This is a genomic window from Promicromonospora sp. NPDC110617 (genome assembly GCF_055598465.1).
The window spans coordinates 1,714,044-1,735,921 of sequence record NZ_JBVKBM010000001.1 but is presented as its reverse complement, the minus strand read 5'-3'; the positions used below and the strand labels follow the sequence as shown (position 1 = coordinate 1,735,921).

The 21,878-nt window shown below is 73.6% G+C and carries 17 protein-coding genes; 5 read left to right on the top strand and 12 right to left on the bottom strand.

Annotation, left to right across the window (positions count from 1 at the left end; translation table 11 throughout):
• Positions 1–79: 79 nt before the first annotated feature.
• Together ACZ7LE_RS07625 and ACZ7LE_RS07620 are read right to left on the bottom strand one after the other, a co-directional pair.
• Positions 80–1,651 (bottom strand): bifunctional metallophosphatase/5'-nucleotidase, encoded by a 1,572-nt coding sequence (locus ACZ7LE_RS07625; protein WP_470402683.1) that lies wholly within the window; start codon positions 1,649–1,651, stop codon positions 80–82.
• Positions 1,652–1,753: 102 nt separating this feature from the next.
• The gene (locus ACZ7LE_RS07620) at positions 1,754–2,218 is read right to left on the bottom strand and encodes an MGMT family protein (protein WP_470402682.1); all 465 of its coding nucleotides are present in this window, start codon (positions 2,216–2,218) and stop codon (positions 1,754–1,756) included.
• A gap of 111 nt (positions 2,219–2,329) precedes the next feature.
• Between ACZ7LE_RS07620 and ACZ7LE_RS07615 the strand changes: the two genes are divergently transcribed.
• Positions 2,330–3,646 carry a GNAT family N-acetyltransferase gene (locus ACZ7LE_RS07615; protein ID WP_470402681.1) on the top strand — a complete coding sequence of 439 codons (1,317 nt, stop codon included), beginning with the start codon at positions 2,330–2,332 and terminating at the stop codon, positions 3,644–3,646.
• Between the two features lie 72 nt (positions 3,647–3,718).
• Here ACZ7LE_RS07615 and ACZ7LE_RS07610 read toward each other — a convergent pair whose 3' ends face one another.
• Together ACZ7LE_RS07610 and ACZ7LE_RS07605 are read right to left on the bottom strand one after the other, a co-directional pair.
• The gene (locus tag ACZ7LE_RS07610) at positions 3,719–4,804 is read right to left on the bottom strand and encodes an Fpg/Nei family DNA glycosylase (RefSeq protein WP_470402680.1); all 1,086 of its coding nucleotides are present in this window, start codon (positions 4,802–4,804) and stop codon (positions 3,719–3,721) included.
• Entirely contained in the window at positions 4,797–5,249 is a 453-nt protein-coding gene (locus ACZ7LE_RS07605) for a ribose-5-phosphate isomerase (RefSeq protein ID WP_470402679.1), read from the bottom strand. Before ACZ7LE_RS07605 ends, ACZ7LE_RS07610 begins: the two co-directional genes overlap by 8 nt.
• 49 nt (positions 5,250–5,298) lie before the next feature.
• On the opposite strand from ACZ7LE_RS07605, the gene ACZ7LE_RS07600 reads away from it, so the two are divergent.
• Entirely contained in the window at positions 5,299–7,329 is a 2,031-nt protein-coding gene (locus tag ACZ7LE_RS07600; protein ID WP_470402678.1) for a M13 family metallopeptidase, read from the top strand.
• A gap of 98 nt (positions 7,330–7,427) precedes the next feature.
• Here the strand turns inward: ACZ7LE_RS07600 and pepN are convergent, their stop codons facing one another.
• Complete coding sequence (gene pepN / locus ACZ7LE_RS07595; protein WP_470402677.1) at positions 7,428–9,989, bottom strand: aminopeptidase N; 2,562 nt, start codon at positions 9,987–9,989, stop codon at positions 7,428–7,430.
• 207 nt (positions 9,990–10,196) lie between these two features.
• Between pepN and ACZ7LE_RS07590 the strand changes: the two genes are divergently transcribed.
• A complete protein-coding gene (locus ACZ7LE_RS07590; protein ID WP_470402676.1) occupies positions 10,197–11,210 on the top strand; it encodes a hypothetical protein in 1,014 nt (337 codons plus the stop codon).
• A gap of 169 nt (positions 11,211–11,379) precedes the next feature.
• Here the strand turns inward: ACZ7LE_RS07590 and malQ are convergent, their stop codons facing one another.
• From malQ to ACZ7LE_RS07575, 3 genes are all read right to left on the bottom strand, one after another.
• Positions 11,380–13,614 carry a 4-alpha-glucanotransferase gene (gene malQ, locus ACZ7LE_RS07585; RefSeq protein ID WP_470403292.1) on the bottom strand — a complete coding sequence of 745 codons (2,235 nt, stop codon included), beginning with the start codon at positions 13,612–13,614 and terminating at the stop codon, positions 11,380–11,382.
• A gap of 82 nt (positions 13,615–13,696) precedes the next feature.
• Positions 13,697–14,749 carry a mechanosensitive ion channel family protein gene (locus tag ACZ7LE_RS07580; RefSeq protein ID WP_470402675.1) on the bottom strand — a complete coding sequence of 351 codons (1,053 nt, stop codon included), beginning with the start codon at positions 14,747–14,749 and terminating at the stop codon, positions 13,697–13,699.
• Positions 14,750–14,941: 192 nt separating this feature from the next.
• Positions 14,942–15,175 carry a PTS sugar transporter subunit IIB gene (locus ACZ7LE_RS07575; RefSeq protein ID WP_020018155.1) on the bottom strand — a complete coding sequence of 78 codons (234 nt, stop codon included), beginning with the start codon at positions 15,173–15,175 and terminating at the stop codon, positions 14,942–14,944.
• 142 nt (positions 15,176–15,317) lie between these two features.
• On the opposite strand from ACZ7LE_RS07575, the gene ACZ7LE_RS07570 reads away from it, so the two are divergent.
• Together ACZ7LE_RS07570 and ACZ7LE_RS07565 are read left to right on the top strand one after the other, a co-directional pair.
• On the top strand, positions 15,318–15,704 hold the full coding sequence (locus tag ACZ7LE_RS07570; RefSeq protein ID WP_470402674.1) for a globin: 387 nt from the start codon (positions 15,318–15,320) through the stop codon (positions 15,702–15,704).
• Positions 15,705–15,750: 46 nt separating this feature from the next.
• Positions 15,751–16,701, top strand: coding sequence for an acyl-CoA thioesterase (locus ACZ7LE_RS07565; RefSeq protein ID WP_470402673.1), 951 nt, complete (start codon positions 15,751–15,753; stop codon positions 16,699–16,701).
• Between the two features lie 34 nt (positions 16,702–16,735).
• Here the strand turns inward: ACZ7LE_RS07565 and ACZ7LE_RS07560 are convergent, their stop codons facing one another.
• From ACZ7LE_RS07560 to ACZ7LE_RS07545, 4 genes are all read right to left on the bottom strand, one after another.
• Positions 16,736–17,386, bottom strand: coding sequence for a hypothetical protein (locus ACZ7LE_RS07560; RefSeq protein ID WP_470402672.1), 651 nt, complete (start codon positions 17,384–17,386; stop codon positions 16,736–16,738).
• A 116-nt stretch (positions 17,387–17,502) separates the two neighbouring features.
• Positions 17,503–18,003, bottom strand: coding sequence for an acyl-CoA thioesterase (locus tag ACZ7LE_RS07555; RefSeq protein WP_285103036.1), 501 nt, complete (start codon positions 18,001–18,003; stop codon positions 17,503–17,505).
• 28 nt (positions 18,004–18,031) lie between these two features.
• Positions 18,032–19,780, bottom strand: a complete 1,749-nt coding sequence (locus tag ACZ7LE_RS07550; protein WP_470402671.1) for a GTPase — start codon at positions 19,778–19,780, stop codon at positions 18,032–18,034.
• Positions 19,777–21,831, bottom strand: coding sequence for a dynamin family protein (locus ACZ7LE_RS07545; protein WP_470402670.1), 2,055 nt, complete (start codon positions 21,829–21,831; stop codon positions 19,777–19,779). Before ACZ7LE_RS07545 ends, ACZ7LE_RS07550 begins: the two co-directional genes overlap by 4 nt.
• Between the last annotated feature and the right edge of the window lie 47 nt (positions 21,832–21,878).

Here is a 21,878-nt window from a genome sequence, read left to right as displayed (position 1 = left end):
TCGCTGAGTGCTGGGTATTTGCGCATTTCTAGTTGCCAGAAGCGCAAATACCCAGCACTCAACGGCCGGGCACGGGAGGCTACGGGAGGACCGTGATGCGGCCCTCCGGGGTGACGTCGATCGTGCCCTCGGCACGGGCGTGGGCCGCGATGACCTCCGCGTCGACCGGGGCGTCGCCCAGCGGGACCAGGACCTCCGCGTCCTGGAACCCGCTGACCCCGTCGCCGCCGCCGATCACGTAGTTCGTCGCCGCGACGGTGTAGGACGCGTCCGGGTCGAGCGGCGCGCCGCCCACGCTGACCTCGCGCACCCGCGAGCCCGCGGGCGCACCGGCCGAGTAGGTGTACGCCATGCCGGAGACCTGCGGAAAGCCGCCGCCGGCGTCCTGCACCCGCGCGACGGCGTCCTCCAGCGACCGGCGCAGGCCCGCGCCCGTGATCCGCACCTCCATCACCCGGTTGGCGAACGGGGCGATCGAGTAGGCGTGGCGGAGCGTGAAGTCGGGCCCGGGCGCCTGGGCGCGCAGCCCGCCGCCGTTCACCCAGCCGACGTCGGCGCCGTGCTGCGCGCGGAACGCGTCGGCGACGAAGTCGCCGAGCGCGGTCTCCTCGGACCGGCTCTTCTGCTCCGGGTCGAGCAGCGGGGTGCGCACGTCGGCCAGCACCTCGGAGAGCCGCTCGTCCATCTCGGCGGCGTACCGCTCCTCGACCTCGCGCAGCTCGGGATCGGGCGTGACCGTGTGGTCGACCTCGATCACGGACGGCCGGACCTGGTACTCCGGCCGGTGCCCGCCGTGTCCCGCGGTGAGGCGCCCGCCGCGCTCCCGGCGAATGTCCAGCCGGATCAGGGAACCGATGTTCCCCTCCGACGCCATGAGCGGCACGTCGCCCTCGTACTCGACCACCGACTCGTACTCCGCCATCTCCTCGCCGAAGACGGCGTCCAGCTCGGGCACGGCCCGCACCAGCTCGTGGTTCTCGTCCATCGGGTACTGGGTGACGGCCACGATCACGTCGGCCCGGGCGTGGGCACGCAGGTCGGCGACGGCGGCCCGAGCGGCCTCGACCGGGTCGGTCTCGACCAGGTCCGCGGCGGCGGACGTCGTCTCGATCGCGTCGGTGAGCCCGATGAATCCGACCCGGACCGGACCCACCCGCCGCACGGCCCAGGTGCCGCCCTCGACGAACGGCGACCCGTCCGTGCCGGTCAGGTTGGACGTGATCCACGGGAAGTCGGACGCCGCGACCAGGTCGCGCGCGTGGTCCACGCCGAAGTCGAAGTCGTGCTGGCCGAAGTTCGCCAGGTCCACGCCCACCTCGTTGAGCGCCTCGACCATGGGCACGCCCCGGTAGAGCCCGCCGAACAGGGTGCCGCCGGCGAGATCGCCGCCGAAGACGACGGCCGTGGCCCGGTTGCGCTCCTCGACCGTGCGCACGGCCGTGGCCAGGCGGGCGACGCCGCCGCGGTCCTGGCCGCCGGTGAGCACCGGGCCGATCTCGTGCGCGTCGTGGAAGTAGAGGAGGGTCGCCGCGGGCCGGTCGCGCTCGGGCGCGGGCCGGGCCTGCGCGGGCAGCACGCCCGACGTGGCGGCTCCCGACACGAGCAGCAGGGCGCCGAGGAGCGCGGTCGTACGGGCGAGCGGGCGGCGCATGGCAGGACCTCCGGCAGCGGATCGGACTCGGGGACGGTAGCCCGGACGCGTGAACAATGCGGCCCGGGCGCATGAACGGTGCGTGACTGGTGCCCAGGCCGGTCAGGCGTGGTGCGGGGGCTCGTCGTCCTCCGGGAACCAGACCGCGCGTCTCAGGTTCACGCGGCGGCCGTCCTTGGACAACGGGCAGCCCTCGGCCCGCAGCGCGTCGAGGGCCTCGGTCAGGTGGTGCTGGGGCGGCGATCCCGCCGCGTTGACCACGCGCCACCAGGGCACGCGGTCGCCGTCCGACGGCGGTGCGCCGGCGCCGTCCGCGCCCTCGCCGTCCGCCCCGCCGTCGTGCACCCCGCCGTCGTCCGGCACGAGGTGCGCGTACCTGCTCCCCGAGCCGGCCAGGACGCTCCCGACCTGGCGCGGGCCGCCGCGGCCGAGCTCCTCGCCGACGATCTCCGCGATCAGGCCGTACGTCATCGCGCGTCCGGACGGGATGCTCCGGACCACGTCGAGCACGGCGGCGGCGTACTCCTCGACGTCGGTGAGCGGGGGTCCGGGCGGCGGCTGGGTCACGCTGGCGATCGTAGACGCGGACACCGACACCGCGCGCCGTCGCCGACCGCCGTCATCGCGTGCCGTCCGACCGGCAGTTTTTCACTTGCCGACGGGTGCGACGATCGACGCATGGCACTTCCCCAGATCGCCCTGCCGGCGGGCTACCGCTGGCGCACGCTGACCTCCGACGACCAGCGCCTCGTGACCGAGCTCGACACCTGGGCCTTCCCGACGGGCCACGCCCACGACGACCTCGACGCCATCCCGTCCCCGCTGACCTGGGAGCGTGCCGTGGCCATCGAGGCGGACGGCGCGGACGGCCTGGTGGCCATGCACGCGTCCTACCCGTTCGGGCAGTTCCCCGTGCCCGGCGCCGAGCTGCCGACGGCGGGCCTGACCTGGGTGGGCGTGCATCCGCAGCACCGCCGCCGGGGGCTGCTGACCGCGATGATCGACCTGCACCTGGCGCGATCGGCCGAGCGAGGCGAGCCGCTCAGCGCCCTGTTCGCCGCGGAGGCCGCGATCTACGGCCGGTTCGGCTACGGCCACGCGGCCGACGACCTGCGCCTCGACATCCCGCGGGGCGCCGCCCTGCGCGACGTGCCCGGCGCGGAGCGGCACACGGTCCGGGTCGAGGTGGCGTCCCGCGAACGCCACGGCGAGCTGGTCGACCGCCTGCACCGCGCCGCCGGCGCCGCGCCGTCCGGGGAGCCGGGCATCAACCGGCCCGGCTGGGTCACGCGCGAGACCGAGGAGCTGCAAGCCGTCCTCTGGGACGACGCCCCGGTCCATCGCGGCGGCCGCGAGTCACGCCGCATCATCGTCGTCGAGCTCGACGGCGAGCCCCGCGGTTACGTGACGTTCCGCCGGAACCTGTCCTGGGAGCCCACCGGCCCGCGCGGTCAGGTCAGCGCCGGCGAGGTCGTGGCGCTCGACGCCGCCGCGGCCCGTGCCCTGTGGGGCGCGCTGCTGGACCTCGACCTGACCAACGAGGTCAGCCCGTTCATCCTCCCCGTGGACGACGTGGTCACGCAGTTCCTGGTCAACCTGCGCGCTGCGGCACCGCGCACCCCGGACAACCTGTGGGTCCGGCTGGTCGACGTGCCCGCAGCGCTGGCGGGCCGGCAGTACGCCGCCGACGTCGACGTGACGCTCGCCGTGACCGACTCCCGCCTCCCGGCGAACGCCGGGGTGTACCGGCTCCAGGCCGAGGCGTTCGGGCCGGCGTCGGTGGAGCGGGTCGACCCGGAGTTCGAGGCGCCCGAGCTGTCGCTCGACGTCCGCGAGCTCGGCGCGGCCTACCTCGGGGGCAAGTCGCTCGCGACGCTGGCGGCGGCGGGTCTCGTCACGGTGCACCCGCGCCCCGGGCAGCGGCCCGGGGTGCTGGCGCGGGCGAGCACCGCGTTCGGCTGGCCGGTCGCGCCGGGCGCGTCCTGGGTGTTCTGAGCCGGGCCGGGTCCGGCCCGGCCGGGCGGGCGGGCGCGGCCGGGCCGCGGCGGCCAGGCCGCGCCGCGGCCGTCAGGTCTGGCAGACCCCGCACCAGAACAGGTTGCGGCCCGCCAGCTCCTTGACCAGCACGGGCGACCCGCACACCCGGCAGGGCAGCCCGTCGCGGTGGTACACGTAGAAGGCCTGGTCGGAGGGCACGGCGCCGGGCGAGCCGTCGGTGTTCTGCCGGGTCCGGCCGCGGCCGCGGTCGGGCGCGGGGATCGACCCGGCGCCGCCGTCCGCCACGGGGACGGGCCCGGAACCTGGGACCTGCCCCGCGCCTCGGTCCGCCGGCCGCGTCGTGACGATCGCCCCGTGGTCGGCGCCGTCGCGCATGAGCACCACGAGGTCGTCCCAGATCGCGCGGACGGTCGAGGCCGGCACGTCCCGCCCCGGGCGCAGCGGGTCGACGCCGGCGCGGAACAGCACCTCGGCACGGTAGATGTTCCCGACGCCCGCGACGACGGCCTGGTCCATGAGCTGCTGCCCGATCGTCACCCGCGACCGGCCGACGGCGGCCACGAAGGCGCTGGCGTCGCCGTCGTCCCGGATCGGGTCGGGACCCAGCCGGGCCTCGACGGCCCGCTTCTCGTCGGCGGTGATCACCTCGCACGCCGTCGGACCGGTGAGGTCGGCGACGGCGTGCGCGCCGAGCAGGCGCACGCGTACCTGCCCGCGCGGCTCGGGCACCTCCCACGTGCCCGACACGTGGGTCACCCGGGTGACCTGTCGGTCTGACACGTCGGGCGCGGCCGGGGTCGGGACCGAGTCCCGCTCGCCGATCCGGCGCCGGGGTGCGCCGATCGCGTGGGCGACCTCGGGCGCGTCCGGGGCACCCGCGAACGTCCACGCGCCGTACAGCCCGAGATGGGTGCGCAGCCACAGCGTGTCAGACGTGTGGGTCACCCCGGTGACCTGTGCGTCTGACACGTCGGCCGGCGCGAAGCCCAGGAAGAGCTGCTTGCCCCAGGCCTCGCTCGCCACCAGACGTCGGCCGTCGAGCACGCCCGCGCCGTCCGCGAACCGCCCCTGCGGGCTGCTCACCCGCAGGACCTGCCCCGCGAACAAGGTGTCGAACGTCCGCGCGAGGCGGTGGACGGTGTGCCCCTCAGGCACGCTTGCTCTCGTACTCGGCGAGCTGGTCGATGCGGCGCTGGTGCCGCGCGTCGCCGCTGAACGGCTCGGCCACGAAGGCCTCGACGAACGACGTCGCCTCCTCGACCGTGTGCATGCGCCCGCCGACAGCGATCACGTTCGCGTCGTTGTGCTGGCGGCCGAGCTTCGCCGTCTCCAGCGACCAGGCGAGCACGGCCCGGACGCCCGTGACCTTGTTCGCGGCGATCTGCTCGCCGTTGCCCGATCCACCGATCACGATGCCGAGCGAGCCGGGCTCGGCCACGACAGCCTCACCGGCGGAGAGGCAGAAGGCCGGGTAGTCGTCCTGGGGGTCGAGCTCGTGGGCACCGTGGTCGACGACCTCGTGCCCGGCCGCGGTGAGATGGCCCACCAGGTGCTGCTTGAGGTCGTACCCGGCGTGGTCGGCGGCGATGTGGAGACGCATGGCCCCATCTTCCCTCATGCGCGAGGTCCACGTTGCGTACGCTGGCGCAATGACCACCGACGCCACGGGACTCACGTCGGGGATCGACCTCGACGCGCTCGATCCCGCAACCCGACCGCAGGACGACCTGTACCGCCACGTCAACGGGAGGTGGATCGACAGCCACGAGATCCCCGCCGACCGCGCGATGGACGGGGCGTTCCGCGCTCTCTACGACCAGGCCGAGGTGCACGTCCGGGAGATCATCCAGGACGCGCCCACCGGCTCCACGATCGGCGACCTGTACGCCAGCTTCATGGACACCGAGCGCATCGCCGAGCTCGGCACAACACCCCTGGACGAGGACTTCGCCCTGATCAAGGACGCCGGGGACGCCGCCGCGCTGACCCGCGTGCTGGGCGCGCTGCAGCGCACGGGCGGCACGGCCGGCGTGCGCTTCTGGGTGGACAACGACGCGACCGACCCCGAGAAGTACGTCGTCTACCTGCGGCAGTCCGGGCTCGGCCTGCCCGACGAGGCGTACTACCGCGAGGAGCAGTACGCGGAGCTGCGCAAGAAGTACGTGCCGCACGTGGCGCGGATGCTGGGCTTCGCCCCGGTCGAGGAGACGTGGGGCATCTCGCCGCAGGACGCGGCGCAGCGCGTGTACGACGTCGAGAAGCAGCTCGCCGGCCACCACTGGGACGTGGTGCGCGACCGCGACGCGACGCTCACCTACAACCCGATGACGCTGGCCGCGCTCGTCGAGTCCGCGCCGGGCTTCGACTGGGTGGCCTGGGCCGAGGCGCTGGGCGTGCCGGCCGGGTCGTTCGACGACATCGTGGTGCGCGAGCCCGACTTCGCGACCGGGTTCGCCGCCCTCTGGAGCGAGCTGCCGCCGCTGGACTGGCAGCTCTGGATGACGTACCACGTGGTCAGCGCGCGAGCGCCGTACCTCACCGACGAGATCGTCGAGGCCAACTTCGACTTCTACGGCCGCACTCTCACCGGTGCGCAGGAGGTCCGCGAGCGCTGGAAGCGCGGCGTGGCCCTGGTCGAGGGCGCGCTCGGCGAGGTCGTCGGCGCGGAGTACGTCGCGCGGCACTTCCCGCCGTCGAACAAGGAGCGGATGGACCGCCTCGTGGAGGCGCTGGTCGCCGCGTACCGGGAGTCGATCCAGGGGCTCGACTGGATGACGGACGAGACCAAGGCGAAGGCGCTGACCAAGCTGGAGAAGTTCACCCCCAAGGTGGGCTACCCGGTGCGCTGGCGCGACTACTCGGGCCTGGAGGTGGACGGCGCCGACGTGGTCGGCAACGTGCGCCGGTCCAACGCGTTCGACCAGGACTACGAGCTGGCCAAGATCGGCAAGCCGCTGGACCGCGACGAGTGGTTCATGACGCCGCAGACCGTCAACGCCTACTACAACCCGGGCATGAACGAGATCGTGTTCCCCGCGGCGATCCTGCAGCCGCCGTTCTTCGACCCCGAGGCCGACGACGCCGTGAACTTCGGCGGCATCGGCGGCGTCATCGGGCACGAGATCGGCCACGGGTTCGACGACCAGGGCTCCAAGTACGACGGCGACGGCCGCCTCGAGGACTGGTGGACCGACACCGACCGCACCGAGTTCGAGAAGCGCACGAGCGCGCTCATCGCGCAGTACGACGCGTTCCGGCCGGCGCAGCTTCCGGCGTCCGCCGTCGGCTCCGGTTCCGGTGACGGCGAGGGTGAGGGCGAGGCCGCGGCGGAGGGCCACGTCAACGGCAGCCTGACGATCGGCGAGAACATCGGCGACCTGGGCGGGCTGTCCATCGCGATCAAGGCCTACCGGATCGCGCTCGGCAAGCCGCTGGACGAGGCGCCCGTCGTGGACGGCCTCACCGCCCTCGAGCGGATCTTCCTCGGCTGGGCCCAGGTCTGGCAGTCCAAGGGCCGCGACGAGGAGGTGCTCCGCCGCCTCGCGACGGACCCGCACTCCCCCAACGAGTTCCGCTGCAACGGCGTGGTGAGCAACGTGGACGAGTTCTACGCCACCTACGACGTCCAGCCGGGCGACGCGCTGTACCTGGCCCCGGAGGACCGGGTCCGCATCTGGTAGTCGCCCCTCACCTTTGAGGCCCGGGTTTCTTCGCTTTGAGCAGTCTCAAAGCGAAGAAACCCGGGCCTCAAAGGTGAGCGGAGGTCCCGTCGACGGCGTCAGGCGTCCTTGGCCTGGGCCTTCAGCGCCCGCTCCGTGCCCGCCAGGGCCTCGACGACCAGACGGCGCAGCGCCGGGGCCGCGTCCGCGTTCGTCTCCAGCCACGCCTTCGTCGCGTCGCGCAGCTCCGCCGACGCCAGCGGGGCCGGGTAGAAGCCCTCGATGATCTCCTCGGCGATGTGGTAGCTGCGCTCGTCCCACACCTTGAGCACGGCGTCCAGGTAGGGCTGCACGACGTCGGCCAGGGGGGCCGGGTCGTTCACGTGCAGGAACCCGAGCCCGGTGTTCCGGATGATCGCGTTCGGCACGTCCGCGGCGTCGACCACCGAGGACAGGGCGGCCAGCTTGCCCTCGACCGTGGGCTTCGCGGCCCGGGCGCGGGCGGCGGACTGGCGGCCCGTCGCCGTGTCGTCGGCGGCCAGCGTGGTGTCGATCTCCGCGTCGCCGGCCGCGCCGTTGAGCACGAGGCCCTCCAGCAGCTCCCAGCGCAGGTCGGTGTCGATCTCCAGCCCGTCGAGCGCGACCGAGCCGTCCAGCAGGCCGGACAGCGTCGCGACGTGCGCGGGCGTCGAGGCCACGTGCGCGAAGAACTTCACGAGCTGGAACTGCGTGTCCGAGCCGGCCTCGGCGTCACCGACCAGGGACCAGAGCGTGTCGCCCACCGTGGCGAGCGTCTCCGCGCGGGCCGACGGCGCCACGAACTGCTTGGCGGCCAGCACCATCTGGTTGAGCGTGGTGCGCAGCGTCGTCGACTCGGTCTCGCCGGCGATACCGCCGAGCACGAGCTTGACGTACTCGGATGCCGGCACCTCGCCGTCGCGCACCGCGTCCCAGACCGAGCCCCACACCAGGGAGCGGGCCAGCGGGTCGGTGATGTCGGCCAGGTGCTCCAGCGCCACCGCGAGCGAGGCGGGGTCGAGCCGGATCTTGGCGTACGCGAGGTCCGCGTCGTTGAGCAGCACGAGGGCCGGGCGGTCGAGCTCGACGAGCTCCTTCACGTCCGTCCGCGGGCCGTCGACGTCGACCTCGACGAAGTGGGTGCGCGCGAGCTCCCCGGCGTCGGACAGGCTGTAGAAGCCGATGCCGAGGCGGTGCGGGCGGATCGTGGGCCACTCGGCGGGGGCCGTCTGCTCGACGACGAACGACATGATGCGGCCGTGGCTGTCCGTCTCGATGACGGGGCGCAGCGTGTTCACGCCCGCGGTCTCCAGCCAGAGCTTGGACCAGGCCTTGAGGTCACGGCCGCTGGTGGCCTCGAGCTCGGTCAGCAGGTCGGGCAGCTCGGTGTTGCCCCAGGCGTGCTTGCCGAAGTAGGCGGAGACACCCGCGACGAAGGCGTCCCGGCCCACCCAGGCCACGAGCTGCTTGAGCACCGAGGCGCCCTTGGCGTAGGTGATGCCGTCGAAGTTGACCTGGACGTCCTCCAGGTCCTTGATCTCCGCGACGATCGGATGCGTGGACGGGAGCTGGTCCTGCTTGTAGGCCCAGGACTTCTCCATCGCGGAGAACGTGGTCCAGGCCGCCTCCCACTCCGTGGCCTCGGCCGTCGCGAGCGTCGAGGCGTACTCCGCGAACGACTCGTTGAGCCACAGGTCGTTCCACCACTTCATGGTGACCAGGTCGCCGAACCACATGTGCGCCAGCTCGTGCAGGATCGTCACGACGCGGCGCTCACGCACGGCCTCGGTCACCTTGGAGCGGAACACGTACGACTCCGTGAAGGTCACGCAGCCCGCGTTCTCCATGGCGCCCATGTTGTACTCGGGCACGAAGAGCTGGTCGTACTTGGTGAACGGGTACGGCACGCCGAACGTGGACTCGTAGAACTCGAAGCCCTGGCGGGTCTTCTCGAAGATGTAGTCGGCGTCGAAGTGCGCCGACAGCGACTTGCGGCAGAACGCGCCCAGCGGGATCTCGCGGCCGTCCGACGAGGTCAGCGACGAGCGGACCACCGCGTACGGGCCCGCCACGAGCGCCGTGATGTAGGTCGAGATGCGGCCCGTGGGCTCGAAGCTCCAGGTGGCGGCCTCGACGTCCCCGCTGGTCGAGCCTGCCGAGACCGGCTCCGGCGTCGGCTCGTTGCTCACGACCTCCCACGCGGCAGGCGCGGTGACGGTGAACTGGAACGTGGCCTTGAGGTCGGGCTGCTCGAAGCAGGCGAACACGCGGCGCGCGTCCGGCACCTCGAACTGGGTGTAGAGGTACACCTCGCCGTCCACGGGGTCCACGAAGCGGTGCAGGCCCTCGCCCGTGTTCGTGTAGCCGCAGTCGGCGACGACGACGAGCTCGTTCTCCTCGGCCAGGCCGTCCAGGGCGATCCGGGAGTCGGCGAACACGGTGGCCGGGTCCAGCTCGCGGCCGTTCAGCACCACGGACCGCACGGCGGGGGCGACCAGGTCGACGAAGGTCGAGGCGCCCTCCGTGGCGGTGAAGCGCAGCGTCGTGGCGGACGCGAAGGTCTCCGGACCGGTGGTCAGGTCCAGGGCGATCTCGTACGACTCGACCGCTACGACGCCGGCGCGTTCGACCGCCTCGGCGCGGGTCAGGTTCTCTCCGGGCACGGGCCCTCCACGTCTGTCTGCTCATGGGCGCCGCAGGCGCCCCGCGCGTCCGAATAACGCGCTTTATCGGTTGGCTTCTCGTCCGGTGTGTGAACTACCTGCGACGACTCGTCGATCATGCCACGCAGGAGTAACAGCGAGTAACGCCTTTGTGTACGATCGACCGCGGTCGCCCAGACCGACCGATTTGAGCTGAGGAGTTGCCCGATGTCCGGCACTGTGCCGCCCCCGCCACCGCCACCGGGCGGCAGCCCTGACGAGGAGCCCACCGCTCCCCTTCAGGAGCAGCACCCCGCCACCATGCCCACGCCTGTCCAGCAGGCGCCGGTGCAGCGTGTCTCGGCGGCGACGCGCAAGCCGCCCGCCATCTCGCCGAGCAACCAGTTCGCCCAGGCCGTCACCCCCGCGCCGGCCGCGCCGGGTGCTCCCATGGTGCAGTCCGTGCAGCGCGGCGGCGACCCGACGATGCAGCAGCAGTACTACCCCGAGCAGTACCAGCAGGGGTACGCCGCGCCGCAGGGCGCGCAGTACAACCAGCAGGGCCAGTACCAGCAGGGTGGCCAGTACCAGCAGCAGCCCGGGCAGTACCAGCCGCCCGCGCAGTACCAGCCGCAGGGCTACGACCAGTACGGTCAGCCCGTCTACGCGGGTCAGCCGGGCGGTTACGAGCCCGAGCCGCCGCGCCGCAAGCTCAGCCCCGGCTGGATCGCGTTCATCGCCCTGGACGTGCTGCTCGTGATCGCCGCGATCGTGTTCGCCGTGAACCTGCTCGGTTCGCCCGACACCTCGGCCACGGGCGGCGAGTCTCCCGCGGCCGAGCAGTCCACCGAGCCGGAGGCCGAGGAGGGCCTGGAGACGGACGGCGGAGCCGGCGTCGAGACCTTCGCGGCACCGTCGCTCAACATCACCTGCACCATCTCGGCCGACGCCGCGACGTGCGGCATCGCGGAGCTCACCCAGAAGCCCGCGCCCGACGCCTCGTGCGACGGCGCGTCCGGCTACGTGGCGAAGGTCGACCCGAGCGGCAACGTGACGCAGCCGTGCGTCAGCAAGAACGACCAGCCCAAGAAGGCCAAGGGCAATGTCGCGATCCTGGACTACGGCCAGACCAAGAAGGCGCACGGCTTCACCTGCGCCAGCGCGGACACGGGCATGACCTGCGTCGCCGACGCGACGGGCAGCGGCTTCTCGATCGCCCGCGCGGGCATCGGCTCGGCCTGACCGAGCCGCGCCGCGCGGCAGCGGCACCGGCAGCACAAGGTGCGCTTCTATCCCGTCGTCGGGCCCGGAATCACGGTGATTCCGGGCCCGACGACGGGATAGAAGCGCACCTCGGCGACGACGGACCGGCGCGGCCGGGTGACGCGGCCGGACGCCGTGCGCACCGGGGTCAGGCCGGGGGCTCCTCGTTCATCACCGTGACCAGGCTGCGCAGGCGGGCGTTGGTGAACAGGTCCTCCAGGAGCACCACGGTGCCCGCCGAGTCCGCGAGCGGCACCCGCCAGTTCGGGTACTCGGAGTCGGTGCCGGGCTGGTTCTGCGTGCGGCGCTCGCCCACCGCGTCGGCCAAGGACACCCCCACCAGCGCGGACGGCGTGTCCTTGAGGTAGCGGTGCAGGCCCTCGACGAGCTCGCGCTCGGACGGGTCGAACGTCGTCAGCCCCCGGCGCGACAGCGCCTCCACGAGCGACTCGCGCTCCTGGCGGGCCCGCGCGCGCAGGATCGTCGCGTCCTCCGTCAGCAGGCCGAGCCGCTCCCGCAGGTCCACGTGCTCCCCCGCCAGATACCCGGCGGTCGGCGGCAGGTCGTGGGTGGTCACGGTGGCCAGGGCCGCGCTGCGGTAGGCCTCCGGCTCGACCGGCGCGCCGGCCTCGTCCCGCTCGAACAGCAGCACGGACGTGCCCAGGATGCCGCGCTCCGCGAGGTAGTCGCGGATCCAGGGCTCGAACGTGCCCAGGTCCTCGCCCACGATCGCGACGCCGGCGCGGTGCGCCTCCAGGCACAGGATGCCGATCAGGGCCTCGTGGTCGTACGTGACGTACGCGCCCGCCGACGCGCGCGCCCCGCCCGGGATCCACCAGAGGCGGAACAGCCCGAGCACGTGGTCGACCCGCAGGCCCCCGCAGTGCCGCAGCACGGTGCGCAGCATCTCGCGGTACGGCGCGTAGCCCACCTTGGCGAGCGCCCGCGGGTTCCACGGGGGCTGGGACCAGTTCTGGCCCTGCTGGTTGTACATGTCCGGCGGAGCACCCACGGACACCCCGCGGGCGAGGACGGCGGCGTCCGCCCAGGCGTCAGCACCCTCCGGGTTCGAGCCGACGGCGAGGTCCTTGAACACCCCGAGCCGCATGCCCGCGTCGAGGCCGGCGCGGTGGGCCGCGCGGAGCTGCTCGTCGGCCACCCACTGCAGCCAGCAGTAGAACTGGACCCGGTCGGACAGGGCGTTGCGGAGGGTCTGCACGCCGGACGAGCCCGGGTCGGAGAGCTCCGTGGGCCAGTCCCGGCCGTCCAGGTGCTCCTTGATGGCGCACCACGTGGCGAAGTCGGCCAGACCACGCCCCTGGGCCAGCACGAACTCGTCGAACGCCGTCTGCCGGGCCGCCGACCGCGGCGCCGTCCAGACGACCTCGAGCGCGGCCTTCTTGGCCTCCCAGACGGCGTCCCGGTCGATCGGCCCGGAGTCCTCGGACAGCTCCCGGACGGGCTCCGCGGCCCACTCCACGAGCGACCGGTCCGCGGCGGAGAGATACGCCGTCTCACGGATGTCCTCGACGCGGATGTACAGCGGCGACATGAACCGCCGCGACGTCGGCAGGTAGGGGCTGGGGGTCACCGGCAGCACCGGCTCGGTCGCGTGCAGCGGGTTGATCGCGACGAAGTCGGCCCCGCCGTTGTGCGCCGTCTGCCAGGCGAGGTCGGCCAGGTCGGCGAGGTCGCCCATCCCCCAGGAGTCCCGGGACCGCACCGAGTAGAGCTGGACCATGAAGCCCCAAGCCTGCTTGCGGGCGACCGGCTCGCGCAGCTCCAGCCGCGCGGGCGTCACCACGAGCGAGGCCTGCGCCGTCTGCCCGCCCGACTCCGCGTGCAGCGTGTGCCAGCCCAGCGGCAGCGTGTCCGGGAGCGTGAACGTGGCCCGGCCGACCTTGCGGCTGTCCACGGTGCGCGGCTCGGCGTAGACGTCGGCCTGGCGCAGCTGCACCCGGGCGCCCCGCACGGTGGCGAACGAGCCGGACGTCGGGGCGGCGCCGGGCGCCGTCACCCGCCACGGCGTGGCGCTGGCCGGGACGACGGGCGTCTCGGCCTGCTCGAGCTCGACCCACGCGGTCACGTCCGCGCCGTCTGCGACGTGCACCGGGACCTGCACCTCGGTGCCCTCGCGCGTGACGACCGTGGGCGGCAGCATGGCGCGCCACTCGTCGTCGCGGGCGCGGTCCAGGCTGGCCGTGACGGCGCCAGGGGTCGACGCCGGGACCCCGAGCGCCTCCAGCACCGCGACGAGCGTCGAGGGGCTGACCTGCTGCACGCGGCCGTCGTGGTCGGTGTACTCGCACTGCACGCCGTGGGCGGTCGCCAGCTCGGCAAGCTCCGCGGGCACGGCGGAGCCGTCTCCGGTGGCCCCGGGCATCGGTTCGTCGGTCACAAGGAAAGATCCTGCCATCTACCGACCCGTACCGGGCGCAACCCGGCCCGAAAAACCCTGCGCGACGTCAGCTGACGCCGGGGGTGTCCCCCGTGACGCCGTCCTCGAACGGGGCAGGCACCGAGCGCGCGACGATCCCCGCGTCCAGCAGGGCGGCGTGCGCGGCCACGCGCAACGACCGGGCGACGGCCCACTGCTGGGCCGGGCGCACCTGCGCGTGCAGCGTGAAGGTCAGGCCGCCCTGGTCCACCTCGTCGACGCCGCGCACCGACGGGGTCTCCAGGAGGCTGTCGGCCAGCTCGGGGTCGTTCTTCACGCGGTCGACGGCGCGGCCGAGCGCGGCGCGCACGGCGTCGATGTCGGCCCCGAGCGGAACCTGCACCGGGGCGACGGCGCGGCTCCACTCCTGGGTGCGGTTGCCCGCGCGCACGATCTCGCCGTTGCGGACGTACCAGAGGGTGCCGTCGAACGCTCGGATCTGGGTGAGGCGCAGGCCCATGGCCTCGACCGTGCCGACCACGCCGGCGCCGAGGTCCACGTTGTCGCCCACGCCGAACTGGTCCTCGATGAGCAGGAACACGCCGGAGATGAAGTCCTTGACGAGGCTCTGCGCACCGAAACCGATGGCGACACCCGCCACACCGGCGCCGGCGAGCAGCGGGGCGATCTTGACCTCGAGGGTCTGCAGGATCCAGAGCGCCATGACGGTGCCGATCACGATGTTGATCGTGGAGTTGAGCACGGACCCGACGGTCCGCGCGCGCTGCGCACGACGCTCGGCCGCGCGCGGGTTGACCGCCCCGAAGACGTCGGCCAGCGCCTGCGGCGTCATCAGCACGTTCTTCTTGCGCTGTTTGGTCGTCCCCGACCCGGCGCCGGGCGTCGTGACCGGGATGGCGCCCGTCGTCGTGCCCACCGGCGGCGTTGCGGTCTCGACCACGGCGCGCGGCTTCTGGCCGATCGCGATGCGCTCGGTGAGGGCAGTCACGACACGGCGCATCACCCCGATCGCAACCATGCCGATCACGAGGATCAGGATGATCGTGAGGGGTTTGTCGAGGAACCAGGTCCAGAAATCCTCGGCGCTGTCGAACACGGAGGCAGCAAGAGACTCGAACACGGCCCCCAACCTACTCGGGTCGAACCGGAGGACCGGTACATCTCCGGCCGGTTCCGAGGGACCACTGCGCGACCTTCACAGCCCGTTCGCGCCCCGGTTGCACGCGGCGGGCGGGCAGTGAAGCAGGTCACGGGCCCGGGAGCTCGTCCCGGGCCCGCGCACGCCACTCGTTACGGGTTCACGCCCTCGTGATCACACCCTGAGCGTGTCGAGCTCGGCCGCGAGGTTGTCCGCCTCGGGTCCGACGATCACCTGAACCACCCTGCCCGACCGCACCACGCCGAACGCTCCCGACGACTTCAGTCCGGGCTCGTCCACGAGGGACGGATCGCTCACCTCGACCCGTAGCCGGGTGATGCACGGTTCCAGCTCGACGACGTTCGAGGTTCCCCCGAGTGCCGCAAGAATCTGGTCAGCCTTGGTCATGTCTCAACTCCCACCGTGCGTCGCTGCAGGTTTGTCCCCACCCTATCTGTGCTGGCAAGCCCTTCGCCCGGGCAATTGTCGACTTGCTCACACGAGACCGAGTTTCACCGGACCGTCATAGGCGGGTGGCAGGATGACTGGCGTGACACAGGAACCTTCCTTCTTCGAGGCCGTCGGCGGCCACGACACGTTCGTGCGCCTCGTCGACGCGTTCTACGACGGCGTCGCGGACGACCCGGTGCTGCGCCCCATGTACCCCGAGGAGGACCTGGGGCCGGCCAAGGAGCGCCTGACGCTGTTCCTCGATCAGTACTGGGGCGGCCCCGGCACCTACTCCGCGCAGCGTGGGCACCCGCGGCTGCGGATGCGGCACGCGCCGTTCAAGGTGAACCCGGACGCCCGCGACCGCTGGCTCGCGCACATGCGGACCGCCGTCGACTCCCTCGGCCTGGCCCCGATCCACGAGTCGCAGCTGTGGGACTACCTGGAGCGCGCGGCCTTCAGCATGATCAACACGTTCGAAGACTGACCCCGCACGAAGACAGACCCAGAGGAACCGAAGGAGACGCCCGCCCGTGGACGCCACCCCTGACCTGATCGCCGGCGACGCCACGTCGGACCACACGCCCGACGCGCTCGACCGCCTGCTGCAGGTGCTCGACCTGCGGCACCTCGAGGGCTGGGGACCGCGCGGCGAGGAGGACGTGCTGCGCGGCAACAGCATGCCCGCCCTGGCGAACCGCGCCTACGGCGGTCAGGTGCTCGCGCAGGCGATCCTCGCTGCGGACCGAACGGTGCCCGACGGCCGCCAGATCCACTCCCTGCACGGCTACTTCCTGCGGGAGGGGCGGGTCGAGGAGCCCATCGCCTTCGCGGTGGAGCGGCTGCGCGACGGGCGCTCGTTCAGCGCGCGCCGCACCCACGCGATCCAGTTCGGCAAGCCGATCCTGTCGATGATCGCCTCCTTCCAGGAGGACCAGCCCGGCTACGAGCACTCGATGCCGATGCCCGACGGCGTCCCCGCGCCCGACGAGGTCGGCTCCGCCTTCGACGAGCTCGCCTCCCTCAGCGCCGACGCCCGCGCCCAGTTCTGGGCGGACTCGCCGTTCGAGCTGCGGCACGTGGGCGGGTCGCTGTACCTGCACCCGGACGCCGCGGTGGCCCAGGGCGGCACGCCGCCCGCCACGCAGCTCGTCTGGATGCGCACGCGCCGTCCGCTCGGCATCAAGGACCAGTCGATGCACCGCGCCCTGCTGGCCTACGCGTGCGACCAGCTCATGCTGGAGCCCGCCATGCGCGCCGCAGGCAAGTCCTGGCAGGACGTCGCCGCGACGGTGCCCATGGCCAGCCTCGACCACGGCATGTGGTGGCACCGCGACGTCCAGGTGGACGAGTGGATGCTGTTCGTCCAGTCCTCGCCCACGGCCCAGGGCGGTCGCGCGCTGGGCACCGCGACGGTCTACACGCAGGACGGCGTGCTCGTGGCCTCGGCGGGCCAGGAGGGCATGATCCGGCTGCCGGCCTGATCCGCTCCACCCGGGGCGCCGCCCGCCAGACCCGCTACGCCCCGAGCTCCGCGAGCCGGTCGCGGGCGGCCTGCTCCGCCAGGCGGACGGTCGCGATCTCGTCCGGCGACGCCGCGACGTCGACCCGCTGCTCCAGCGCGCGCACGAACAGGGCCAGGGCCTCGCCCAGGTAGGGCCGCGCCTGGTCCGCGTGCACCTCGAGCGCCTGGTCGTAGCGGCACCGGCCCCAGTCCTGCAGGGCGAAGAACTCGAGCCGCCGCGCGTGCTCGATGCTCGCGGCGTGCTCCCCGTAGTAGTGCGCGGCCTCCAGCGCGAGGCCGAACAGCAGGTCGGCCTCCGAGAAGCGGTGCCGCCACTGGAGCACGTGCGCCAGCCGCAGCAGGGGCGCCACGGCCCCCAGGGGCACGTCGGCGGCGTGCGAGTGGGCGGCCGCGGCGTCGTCCTCCGGCCCGCCGGCCAGACCGAGGGCGAGCCACCCGAGGCGCTCCGCCTCGGCCAGCTCGGCGTCGGGGTCGTCCGCCTCGGGGGCCAGGGCCCGGGTCAGCGGGACCCGGACGGCGAGCATCGCCGGCTCGTCGCGGGCCGGACCCCCGGCCAGCTCGGCGAGATACGCCCGGGCGGCCGGGACGTCGTCGAACACCTCGTGCAGGGTGACCGGGTCAAGGTAGTGCTGGGGCAGATCCACTGTTCCTCCGTGGCCGAAACCAAGGGGGATGAATCTAGCAATTCGGACACGCCGAGAACCAACCCGTCCACGTGTCAGACGTCCAGGTCACCCGGGTGACCTGCCCGTCTGACACGTCAGCCGCGGTGGCGGAACGTGATCGGGTCCTCCTGGAACTCCTTCCAGGCCAGGCGCTCCCCCTCGGTGAGGCGGCGGGGCCGGTCCGTGGCGGCGTCGACGAAGACGAGCGTGGTGGTCGCCCGGGCGTACGGCTTGCCGCCCGACGTCGGGCCGGTCTTCGCCATGCTCGCCGTGCCGTCGTGCACCTCGTAGCAGACCTCCGCGCTCGCGCCGCCGATCCGGCCGAGCCACATCTCCACGCGCACCGGCGTGCGGGTGAACAGCAGCGGGCGCAGGTACTCGATGCGCTGGCCGGCCACGAGCGTGTGGGAGTCGGCGTCGGGTCCGGTCGGCACCACGGCCGTGGGCCAGGCCTCGCCCTCGGGTGCCTCGGGGTGCTGCCAGAAGGCCGTGATCCGGGCGTCCTCCAGCAGGCGGAACATCGCCACGTTGTTGACGTGGGCGTAGGCGTCCAGGTCGGACCAGCGCAGCGTGACGGGGACGTGCAGGCGTGTCATGGTCCCTATCCTCTCCCGGCGGCAGACCTCAGCTCGCCGCGACGGTCGCCGCCGTCCGGCAGCTCGCGAGCCGGGCGAGCTCCTCCCCGACGGGCTCCCGCACCAGCCGGTCGGCGACCTTGGCCACCGACTGCCGCAGCCGTCGCCGCGCCGCGTTCGCGCGGCGGCGGGCGCCCAGGGCGCCGAAGATCCGGCACACCAGGGCGAGCAGCAGCCCGAGCACCACCGAGCCGAGCACCATGAGCGTGGGCCACGGGACGGTGAACGGGTCCACGCCGAGCCCCTCGCCCGAGCCGGACCCCGGTGCCCCCGGGAAGACGACGCCGTCGCCCGACCAGGTCGGCAGCGACAGCACGGGCGTGGGCAGCGGCGGGAGCTGCAGGTATGCGAACCCGAACAGCACGAGCAGCCACAGCAGGCCCGCCGCGAGCACGGCGACCAGGAGCCACTGCACCACGTTGACCAGCGACCACCACACCGGGCGGCGCTGCGCCTCGACGCGGGTCGCGGCCACCGCCTGGTCCAGGGCGTCGGGCAGCGTGTCGATCCCCGCCTGTCCGCGCGAACGGGCCGCCAGCACCCACGGGTCCGCGACGCCGCGCGTCACCTCCTCGACGTAGCGCCGCACGGCCGAGGCAGCGGTGGACCGCACGGCGGGCCGCGCCGTCGGCAGCGACGTGCGCACCAGGTCCTCGCGGCCCGACGGCGCCCGGTGCTCCCGGTCCGCCGTCCGCAGCCCGAGCCGCCGCAGCGGGTCCTTACGCAGCCGGCCGATCCACCGCGTCAGGGGCCAGCCGGTCGCCGCCCGGGCGTCCCGGCGCGCGGAGACGCGCACGGCGTCGACCACCGTGGGCACACCCGCGGCGTCCTCCAGGGCGGCCACCAGGTCCCCCGTGGCCTGGCTCCCGGCGCGCGACGGCGGCGGAGTGCCGCACTCGTCGACGATCCGCTGCGCCACCACCCGCTCGTCCGCGGCGAGCCGGGCGGTCGCGGCCTCGCGCCGCGCGGCCGCCTTGGCCAGCAGGCCGCGCAGGTCGTCGATGCCCTGCCCGGTCCTCGCGGACACCGCCAGCACCCGCGCGCCGTCCAGGCCGTCCTCGGCCACGAGCCGCCGCAGGTCGGCGAGCATCGCGGACGTCTCCTCCGCCGTCAGCCGGTCGGCCTGGTTGAGCGCGACGACCACGACCTCGGCACGCCCCGCGAGCGGGCGCAGGAAGCCCTCGTGCAGCGCGGCGTCCGCGTACTTCTGCGGGTCCACCACCCAGACCAGCAGGTCGGCGCGCTGGACCAGCCGCTCGGCCCGCAACCGGTGCTCGGTGACGATCGAGTCGTGGTCGGGCAGGTCCAGCAGCACCAGCCCGGTCGTGTCCCCCGCGGGGGTCCGACGGCGGAACGGCCCACGACCCGCCGGCTCGTCCGGTGCTTGCTCGACCGCCGCGGGCTCCACGTGGTGCCGGCGGCCCACCTCCAGCCAGTCCAGCAGCGGGTCCGCGCCGTCACCCCAGACGGCGGCCATCGGGTGCGACGTCGTCGGACGGCGCACGCCGGGCTGCGCGATCGCAGCACCGGCCACCGCGTTCAGCACCGACGACTTGCCCGAGCCGGTGGCACCGGCCAGCGCCACCACGGTGTGCTCCGCGGAGAGGCCACCACGCTCCCGCGCCCGGGTCACGACGGCGCGCGCCTCGTCCAGCAGCGCGGGCTCGACGCGGCCGTCCGCGGCCTGGACCGCGGTGTCGAGGGCCGTGGTGCGGTCGGCCAGGTCGAGGCGGCTCACCGGTCGCCGTCCCCGAACAGGCGCTTCCAGAAGCCCTTGCGGGCCGGCTCCTCGGTCAGACCCTCGCGGACGTCCGCCGGACCCGTGCCGCCGGCCGGGGACCGGACGCCCCGCAGCCCGCGGCTCTCGGTCAGGTCCCCGACGCCCCTGGACACCGTGTCCGTGTCGCGGGCCCGCGACCGGCGCTCCGCCGCGGCGGCCGAGGCGACGGCGTCGGCCGCCGTACGCAGGGCGGAACCGCCCGCCTCCGCGGAGCCGAGCGCGTCGAGCTGCGCGGTGTAGCGGGCGGCCTGCCCGTCCATGACGGCCTGGATGCGGGCCCGCAGGCGGTCGCGCGCCTGCACGGCAAGCCGGCGCACGGCGTCCTCACCGAACACGGCCTCCAGCAGCCGTTGCGCCAGCACCGCCGAACCACCCGCGATGCCCACCTCGATGCCGGTGAGCCCGCCCGTGGAGGCGAACACGAAGATCATCAGTGCCACGCCAAGGCCGTTCACGCCGAACGACAGGGCGCGGGCCTTGCCGCGCTTGGACTCACCCTGTTCGCGCACCAGCCCCAGGACGTCGCCCTGCCAGCCCCGGATCTGCTCGCCCACCTCGGCGCGCAACGCCGCCGGCGTCCGCGACAGCTCCAGGCCCTCCAGCAGGGCCGTGCCCGCGGCGTCGCCGCGCCAGCCCTGGTAGGAGCGCTCGGCAGCCTCCTCGGCGGCGTCCAGCACGACCGACTCCAGGCCGTGGGCGATCGCCTTCTCGACCTGGGGCGCTTCCCGGGGCTTGCCGCGGAAGAACGAGCTCACCGCGTCCCGGAACCGGCCGATGCCCTCCTCGACCGCGCGGAAGAACTCGCCCGTGCCCACGAAGTCCTGCCACCGCGCGAGCACCTCGCCGCGCAGCAGCGCGCCGTCCGACGTCGCCGCGGCCACGTGCGCCACCGCGTCCGCGTAGGCGCGGTCCACCACGTGCCGCAGCCGCGCGTCGGCGGCCCGCTGCTCGTCGGCGGCGTCGGCCAGCTCGCCCGCCCGCACCACGAGGGAGTCGACCACGCCGTCGCGGGTCGCCGCGATGACCCGGCGGCGCGCGTCGGCGTCGCCGCCCAGCCCGGTGAGCCAGCGCGAGACCTCGCCGACGGCGCCCTCGGGCAGCATGCCGTCGTCGGACAGGTCGCCCTCGGGGATGACGAACAGCGGGCTGTCGGTCAGCCCGTGCTCGACCATCATGTCCCGCAGGTCGTCGGCCGTGGCCTCCGCGCCCGGGTCCACCCGGTCCAGCACCATCGCCACCTGCGCCTTGCGGGCGGCGGCCTGGTTCAGCAGGTCCCACGGCACCGCGTCGGCGTAGCGCGCCGACGTCGTGACGAACAGCCACAGGTCGGCCGCGCCGAGGAGCTGCGCGGCGAGCTCGCGGTTGGCGGTGTCGACCGAGTCGATGTCCGGCGCGTCCAGCAGCGCCAGGCCCTTGGGCAGCGAGTCGCTGGACACGAGACGCAGGGTGCGGGAGGGGTCGTGCGGCGTCCCGTGGACTTGCTCGACGACGGCGGGACCCACTGCCGACCTGGTCGGCGTCCCGGTGCCCGACGCCGTCACGCGCGCCAGGCCGGGCAGCACCCGGTCGGTGGAGAACCAGCGCGCGTCCAGCGGATGGTGCACCAGGACGGGCGCCTTCGTCGTGGGCCGCAGCACGCCCGGCTGGGTGACCCGTTCGCCCAGCACCGAGTTCACGAGCGTCGACTTGCCCGCGCCGGTGGACCCGCCGACCACGACCAGCAGCGGGGCCTTCTGCGCCCGCAGCCGCGGCAACAGGTAGTCGTCGAGCTGGTCCGTGGACCGGCGCAGCTCCGTGCGGGCCGCCTCGGCGCCCGTGGTCTCCAGCGGCAGGCGCAGGGCGCCGAGCCGGGCCCGGAGCACCTCGAGGGCACCGGTCAGGCCGGACTCCTCGTCGGGGCCCGCGGACGGCTCAGGAGCGGGCTCCGTGGGCAACCCGGCGGTCTGCCAGGGGCTCACGCCCGGGTTCGGTCCGCCGGGCACCGCGCCGTCGTCGGGCTTCTCGGTCATGGCGCTCAGTCTGCCGCAGCAGCGCAGGTCAGGCGCGCCCGTGACGT

Coding starts and splice junctions, on each gene's coding strand:
- ACZ7LE_RS07600 (WP_470402678.1), top strand. CDS start 5,299: ATGACCACCGACGCCACGGGACTCACGTCGGGGATCGACCTCGACGCG.
- ACZ7LE_RS07625 (WP_470402683.1), bottom strand. CDS start 1,651: ATGCGCCGCCCGCTCGCCCGTACGACCGCGCTCCTCGGCGCCCTGCTG.
- ACZ7LE_RS07575 (WP_020018155.1), bottom strand. CDS start 15,175: ATGACCAAGGCTGACCAGATTCTTGCGGCACTCGGGGGAACCTCGAAC.
- ACZ7LE_RS07590 (WP_470402676.1), top strand. CDS start 10,197: ATGTCCGGCACTGTGCCGCCCCCGCCACCGCCACCGGGCGGCAGCCCT.
- ACZ7LE_RS07605 (WP_470402679.1), bottom strand. CDS start 5,249: ATGCGTCTCCACATCGCCGCCGACCACGCCGGGTACGACCTCAAGCAG.
- ACZ7LE_RS07615 (WP_470402681.1), top strand. CDS start 2,330: ATGGCACTTCCCCAGATCGCCCTGCCGGCGGGCTACCGCTGGCGCACG.
- ACZ7LE_RS07555 (WP_285103036.1), bottom strand. CDS start 18,003: ATGACACGCCTGCACGTCCCCGTCACGCTGCGCTGGTCCGACCTGGAC.
- malQ (WP_470403292.1), bottom strand. CDS start 13,614: ATGCCCGGGGCCACCGGAGACGGCTCCGCCGTGCCCGCGGAGCTTGCC.
- ACZ7LE_RS07545 (WP_470402670.1), bottom strand. CDS start 21,831: ATGACCGAGAAGCCCGACGACGGCGCGGTGCCCGGCGGACCGAACCCG.